This is a genomic window from Arthrobacter sp. HMWF013, assembly GCF_003061105.1.
Lineage (GTDB): Bacteria > Actinomycetota > Actinomycetes > Actinomycetales > Micrococcaceae > Arthrobacter.
The window spans coordinates 1,247-7,745 of sequence record NZ_QAIQ01000604.1 but is presented as its reverse complement, the minus strand read 5'-3'; the positions used below and the strand labels follow the sequence as shown (position 1 = coordinate 7,745).

8 protein-coding genes are annotated in these 6,499 nt (G+C 65.9%); 7 read left to right on the top strand and 1 reads right to left on the bottom strand.

Translation table 11 applies throughout. The annotated features are described in order from the left end of the window. The 5 genes from DBR22_RS24195 to DBR22_RS20375 form a co-directional block, all read left to right on the top strand. The coding region (locus DBR22_RS24195; RefSeq protein WP_258229345.1) for an HNH endonuclease signature motif containing protein at positions 1 to 396 on the top strand (396 nt) is incomplete at its 5' end. A gap of 127 nt (positions 397 to 523) precedes the next feature. Beyond that, a complete protein-coding gene (locus tag DBR22_RS20390; RefSeq protein ID WP_258229344.1) occupies positions 524 to 1,597 on the top strand; it encodes a zinc-dependent alcohol dehydrogenase in 1,074 nt (357 codons plus the stop codon). Between the two features lie 3 nt (positions 1,598 to 1,600). Beyond that, positions 1,601 to 1,996, top strand: a complete 396-nt coding sequence (locus tag DBR22_RS20385; RefSeq protein ID WP_108600496.1) for a 6-pyruvoyl trahydropterin synthase family protein — start codon at positions 1,601 to 1,603, stop codon at positions 1,994 to 1,996. Positions 1,997 to 2,001: 5 nt separating this feature from the next. Further along, positions 2,002 to 3,183, top strand: a complete 1,182-nt coding sequence (locus DBR22_RS20380) for a glycosyltransferase family 4 protein (RefSeq protein ID WP_108600495.1) — start codon at positions 2,002 to 2,004, stop codon at positions 3,181 to 3,183. Between the two features lie 3 nt (positions 3,184 to 3,186). Continuing rightward, positions 3,187 to 4,440: a DNA glycosylase AlkZ-like family protein gene (locus DBR22_RS20375; protein WP_108600494.1), complete on the top strand. Its 1,254-nt coding sequence runs from the start codon at positions 3,187 to 3,189 to the stop codon at positions 4,438 to 4,440. A gap of 30 nt (positions 4,441 to 4,470) precedes the next feature. On the opposite strand, the gene tadA is transcribed toward DBR22_RS20375, so the two are convergent. Next, positions 4,471 to 5,022: a tRNA adenosine(34) deaminase TadA gene (tadA, locus tag DBR22_RS20370; protein ID WP_108600493.1), complete on the bottom strand. Its 552-nt coding sequence runs from the start codon at positions 5,020 to 5,022 to the stop codon at positions 4,471 to 4,473. A 61-nt stretch (positions 5,023 to 5,083) separates the two neighbouring features. Between tadA and DBR22_RS20365 the strand changes: the two genes are divergently transcribed. Next, positions 5,084 to 5,932: a phosphatase PAP2 family protein gene (locus tag DBR22_RS20365; protein WP_108600492.1), complete on the top strand. Its 849-nt coding sequence runs from the start codon at positions 5,084 to 5,086 to the stop codon at positions 5,930 to 5,932. A 12-nt stretch (positions 5,933 to 5,944) separates the two neighbouring features. Beyond that, the coding region (gene upp, locus DBR22_RS20360) for a uracil phosphoribosyltransferase (protein WP_258229343.1) at positions 5,945 to 6,499 on the top strand (555 nt) is incomplete at its 3' end.

The window sequence follows — 6,499 nt, the reverse complement described above, 5'->3', positions numbered from 1 at the left end:
ACCAGCTACCCGGTCACCAAAGCCCAACGCCAATGGCTCAGGCTCCGCGATGGGAAGTGCCCGTTTCCCGGTTGCAGCAACGCCTCGCTGGATAATGAAGCGGACCATCTCCTTGCCTGGGCGCACGGCGGGGCCACCGGGATCAGCAACCTCGCCCAGCACTGCCCCAAGCACCACAAGCTCAGGCACACCACAGGCTGGACACCCGGACCCGCCAGCAAGACCGAACCGCCGGGCTGGATCTCACCCAGCGGCAGACACTACGCCAGCGAACAACCCGACTGGGAACCACCACAACTACCGGAGAACTGGTTGGGACAATTGCTGGAAAGCGATGCCCACGTCGAAGATGGTCGGCCCAAAGGCTCACTTCCTGATCTCAATCACTCGTCGTAGTCGCCAGAGAACGCGGTCGGGGTCCGGGCTTCGGCCTGGCGAAGGCGGTTAGGACCTGGCCGACACAGCAGTGCGGCGGCGGTTGGCTTTCGCCGCGTCCATTCGGGGGACTAGATTCATAAGCAAGATGACTAACTCACGCAAAGCAGCGCGGGCAACCGCCTACTGGACCACCGGACCCGAACATGGCGAGCTGCGGTCCGAATCCCTGCCAGTGCCAGGGCCGGGTGAAGCACTCGTCCGCACCTTGTACTCCGGTATCAGCAAGGGGACGGAGATCGTGGTCCACACCGGCTCGGTACCGCCGCGGGTGGCAAATGAGATGCGCGCGCCGCACCAGGAGGGTTCGTTTCCTTCTCCGGTGAAGTTTGGCTACCTGTCAGTCGGCGTCGTCGAACAGGGACCGGCTGGCTGGTTAGGTCAGAAGGTCTTCTGCCTCAACCCGCACCAGGACCGCTACGTGACCGCCACAAAAGACCTCACTAGGATTCCCGATGACGTCCCGGCCCGGCGCGCGGTGCTCACGGGGACCGTCGAAACAGCCATCAACGCGCTGTGGGAAGCAGGCCCGCGCCTGGGCGACCGGATCGCAGTGGTGGGAGCGGGCCTTGTGGGTGGCATGGTGGCAACCCTGCTGCGCACGTTTCCGCTGGCCCGCCTCCAACTCGTCGACCTTGATCCGGAGCGCAAGAACCTGGCGGACAGGCTGGGTGTCGGCTTCAGCCATCCCGACGATGCCCTGCCCGACTGTGACATCGTGTTCCATTGCTCCGCATCCCAAGCAGGGCTGGAGCGCAGTCTGCAGCTGACGGGCGACGAAGGTGTGGTGATCGAGATGTCCTGGTATGCCAACCGCGAGGTCACGGTGCCGCTCGGTGAGGACTTCCACGCCCGACGACTCTCAATCCGGGCCAGCCAGGTGGGGGTGGTGGCCAGGGCAAGGAGGCACCGGCGCACGAACGCGGACCGGCTGAACCTGGCTGTATCACTCCTGAAGGACCCGGTCTTTGATGCATTCCTCACCGGCGCATCTCCGTTCACGGAGCTGCCGGAAGTTGTACAGAACCTTGCCGACGGAACACTCGAGGCCCTGTGCCATGTGATCGAGTACCCCATCGAAGACAATTCAGCCGCCGAAGGCGAGTCTGCCCACCCGGTAGACGACCCATCCACCACCACCGACCCCGAAGACAAGAGGTAGCCAGTGTTCAGTCTGACCGTCCGACGCCACTTCATGATCGCCCACAGCCTCCCGCGGGAGGCGTTCGGCCCGGCCCAGGCCCTGCATGGGGCGACCTTCGTTGCGGAGGTGACCTTCCGCCGCCGTTCATTGAATGAGGACGCGATCGTCCTGGACATTGGTGCTGCCGGCGGCATTATCGAAGAAGTCCTTGCTGGCCTGAACTACCGCAACCTGGATGACCACCCGGACTTCGCCGGCAAGCTCAGCACCACGGAGGCGCTGGCTGAGTACATTGCCCAGTCTGTTGTGGCGAAGCTTAAGAACAGCGACGACGGCCGCGAACTGACGGCCATTGACGTCACCCTCCGCGAAAACCCGGACGCCTGGGCCACCTTTTCGCTGGACCTCACTGCCTGATCGCCATGCACGTCACGTTCCTGGTTCCCGGCAACATCCGTCACAACTCCGGCGGCAACGTCTTCAACGCGCGGCTAACGGAGGGCCTGAAGGCGCTGGGCGTCGAGGTGGACGTTGTGCCGGTCGACGGCTCCTGGCCCGATGCCAGCGCCAAGGAACGACGCCGGCTGGGCGGCCTGCTGGGCGCCTGGAAGCCGACGGCGGAGGTACCGCCGGGAACGGTAACGCTGGTGGATGGCCTGATCGCCTGTGGTGCCCCGGACGAGATTGAGTACGCCGCGGCCGCCGGCCAGCGCACCTGGGTCCTGCTGCACATGCCCTCACCCAGCCATCCCGACGCCGAGAAGCGGTCATTGCGGGCGGCCGCCGGGGTGATCTGTACCAGTTCGTCAGCCGCTGCCCACGTCAGCGACAAGTACGGGCTATCCGGCAAGGTCGCCCTCCCGGGCACGGATGCCGCACCATTGGCGGCCGGTTCAGAGCCGCCGCACATCATCGCGGTAGCCGCACTGCTCCCCAACAAGGACCAGTTGCTGATCGTTACGGCCCTGGCGCTGCTCCAGGATCTCGCCTGGAGCGCGTCGCTGGTGGGAACGGACGACGCCGACCCCGCGTACGCGGAGCTGGTCCGGTCCGCGATTGCCTCCCAGGGAATGGAAGACCGGGTGCGGACGACCGGCGAGCTGGCCGGCACATCGCTGGCGGATGAGTGGAACCGGGCGGACCTGAGCCTGCTCGTGTCGAAGGCGGAATCCTTTGGCCTGGTGGTCACCGAATCGCTGGCCCACGGCATACCGGTCATCGTCCGGCAGGGGACAGGTGCGGTTGATGCGTTGGGTATGGGGAGCAGTTCGCCCGACGCCCGGGTTGGAGAAGAAAGCGCCCGGCTAGCTGAGGCGGCCGCCCTGCCAGGTGCCGCCGTCGGGCTGGCCGGTCCTGAAAGCGACCGACCAGACGTGCTCGCTGCCGTGATCCGGGCGTGGCTTTCGGACGCCGCCCTCCGCGCCGAATGGCGGATGGCAGCAGTCGCCGCCCGGGACAGGCTGCCAGGCTGGGACGTCACGGCGCTGACTGTCCTGGAGATCCTCACGGCGTCGTCGACGGCGTCGGGTTCGGCAACTGCAACAGCAGCTGCAGCACCTCCTGAAGAGATGCCTACCGCAGGAGGGGCCTCCAGTGCACAATGAGGCATGACTACGCACGCCGTCCCTGATGCCGAAGTGAGCACGCTGGCGCCGTCGCTCGAGTTTCCTTCGCCGGACCTGCTTACCCCTGGGCTGCTGCGGGCATGGGCCTGGCATCGGCAAGGCCTGGACGGTTCACTGCGGGGCGCGGACGCCGCCGATGTGTTCAAAACAGCTGGCTGGGCACGCTCCGTCGGCGGCGCTAACCCGTATCTGACACTCTTTGCCCGGGCCGGAACCAGCCGCGCCCAGGCAGACGCCGATGTCCTGTCCATGAAAATCCATGAACTGCCCACCGCCCGTGGCTGCACCTACGTCCTGGGCCACGAGGACTTCGCCTGGGGCCTCCAGATTGGCAGGGACGCCGCCGTGGCCCCGTTCAGGGTACTCGCCAGGATGGGCGTGGAACGCGGTGAAATCACGCTTCTCGAAGAGGAAATCCTCCACGCCCTGGCCCAGGCAGGTGGCCCGCTGGACCCCAAGCAGCTCAAGGACGTGCTGGGTGATTCGGTCCGGAACCTGGGCGATGAAGGCAAGAAGAAGGGCGCCGCCACCACCCTTCCCGCGGCCCTCGGCCTCCTGCAAGCGGATGGCCGGATCCGGCGGGTACCTGCCAACGGGCGCCTCGACCAGCAGCGTTACGCCTATGCCCTCTGGAACCTGCCGCCCACAACCATGGACGACGCCGCCGTCCGCGGCCTCCTGATGGAGCGGTACCTGGGCTGGACCGGAGGAGCCACGGCCAAACAATCGCAGTGGTTTACCGGGTTCACGTTGGCCAATACCAAGGCGGCGCTGGCCGCCGTCGCGGCTGTGGAGGTCCCCACAGCGAACGGCGAGGTGCTGTGGATGCTGCCCGACGACGTCGGGCGCCTCGCCGCTTTCGTGCCACCGGCAGAGGAACAGATCCAACTGCTCGCCGGCACAGACTCGCTCGTCCTGCTCCGGCGGAACTCAGCAGAACTGTTGGCCGAAGAGGACAAAGGCAGGAAAGTGCTTGGCTCCGCGCTCGCGCTGCAAGCCGATCTTCCCGATCACCCCGTCCTGGACCGCGGACGGATCATCGGGCTCTGGCAATACGATCCCGGAAACGCCCGGATCGCCCATTGGCTCTTGGACGGCGCCACCCCGGCCGTAAACCAGCGCATTGCCGAAGTTGAAGCCTGGATCCGGGACGGGCTCGGTGACTTCCGCTCTTTCAGCCTCGACTCGCCCGCCTCCCGCCAGGACCGGATCGATGCCTTGGATGCCGCTGGTTAGAGCTCGCGGCCCAAGGCCGGGGTTCGCGGATTAAAGCCCGCTGCGGTGGGTGCTGGTGCGGTTGGTGCCGGTGCGGTTGGTGCCGGTGCGGTGGGCCGCGAAGAAATCCCTCAGCAGGGCGCCGCATTCCTCTTCCCTGACGCCGGCGTAGACCTCCACCCAATGATTGAGGCGGCGCTCGCGGAGAACGTCAAAGACGGAGCCCGCGGCGCCGGCTTTCTCGTCCCAGGCGCCAAAGACCACGCGGGGAATCCTCGCCAGCACCACAGCTCCCGCGCACATGGCGCACGGCTCGAGGGTGACCACCAAGGTGCAGTCCGCAAGCCGCCATCCATCATCGGTGCCGCCACCGAGCTTGGAAAGTTCACGCAACCTTTCCGCGGCCTCGCGGATGGCGACCACCTCGGCATGGGCGGTGGGATCTCCCAACTCCTCGCGCTGGTTCCGTCCTGAACCCAGCACTCCGCCGTCGGGACCGATCACCACGGCGCCGATGGGAACATCCTCCGTGTCCAGTGCCCGCCGGGCCTCGTTCAAGGCAAGGCCCATCCACTCGCCGTGTTCCTTTTCTGCCGGGACCATGGCTCAATGATAGTTTCGAAGGATATCCAGCCTTGCAACGCACGGACGCCAAGGAGGCAATGTGGACACGGACACCCTGAGAGAACGCTTAGGCCGGTGGTTCAAGCCGTACGCCGCGCTGTGGATCACGCTGCTGGTAGGCGGCGCGCTGGTTGTCACCATGGCGCTGCTGGGTGCCGAGGTGTACGACAACGTGGTGGATGACGAGGGCCTTGCGTCCCTGGACCTCCCTGCGCTGGACGCCGCCCAGGACCTGCGGAACCCTGCCCTTGATGCCGCTGTGACTGCCTTTACGAACATCGGCGGGGGCATCGGCATGCCCATCCTGGCGAGCATCCTGACTGCATGGCTCACGTTCCTCAGCAGGACGTGGCGGCCCATCATCCTCGTGGGCGGTGCCGCTGCTGTATCCACCATGGCGACCACCTTCGGCAAACGCCTCGTCGGCCGCACCCGCCCGGACCACTCCGAAGCGGTCCCGCCGTACGAAACGTCACCATCATTTCCCAGCGGCCACACCCTCAACACCACGGTGGTGATAGGGGTGCTCGTGTATATCATGTGCCTTCAGTTTGAAGTGCTCTGGATCCGCATCACTGCCATCATCGCCGGGGTGATCTTCATCATCGCGATGGGCCTGAGCCGGGTGTTCCTGGGCCACCACTGGCTCACCGATGTGATGGCCGGCTGGTTCCTTGGCCTGGCGTGGGTATCGATGGTGATCCTGGCGCACAGGCTGTTCCATCTGACGCGAAGGCACGAGCATGCCGGGCCCGCTCCCACCTTCGAGCACCCGGTCCTGCGGGACGATCACACAGAAGAGGGCTCGCGTATTCAAGACCCAACGGGGGACCCGGCTGAACGCGGTGCAGGCGGCGGATCTTCGGGCGGCGGCTCAGCGCCCGGGTGATAGTTTTGACCCATGCGTACTCTCGTTGTGGACCACCCGCTGGTCGCCCATAAGCTCACCGTCCTGAGGGACAAGAACACCCCGTCTCCGGTGTTCCGGCAGTTGACGGAAGAGCTGGTGACCCTCCTGGCCTACGAGGCCACCCGCGAGGTCCGCACGCAGCCGGTCACCATCGAGACTCCCGTCAGCACCACGGTGGGAACCGCCTTCACCAAGCCCACTCCGCTGGTGGTCCCCATTCTCCGGGCCGGCCTGGGCATGCTCGAAGGCATGACCAAGCTCGTCCCCACCGCTGAAGTGGGTTTCCTGGGCATGGCCCGCGACGAAGAAACCCTGGACATCATCACGTACGCCGAGCGTCTCCCGGAGGACCTCACGGACCGGCAGATCTTTGTCCTGGATCCGATGCTGGCCACCGGCGGCACGTTGCGCGAAGCCATCAAGTTCCTGTTCAAACGCGGCGCCTCGGACGTTACCTGCATTTGCCTCCTGGCCGCACCGGAAGGCCTGGCCAAGCTGGAGGAAGAGCTCGCCGACGCCAACGTGACCATCGTCCTGGCGTCCATT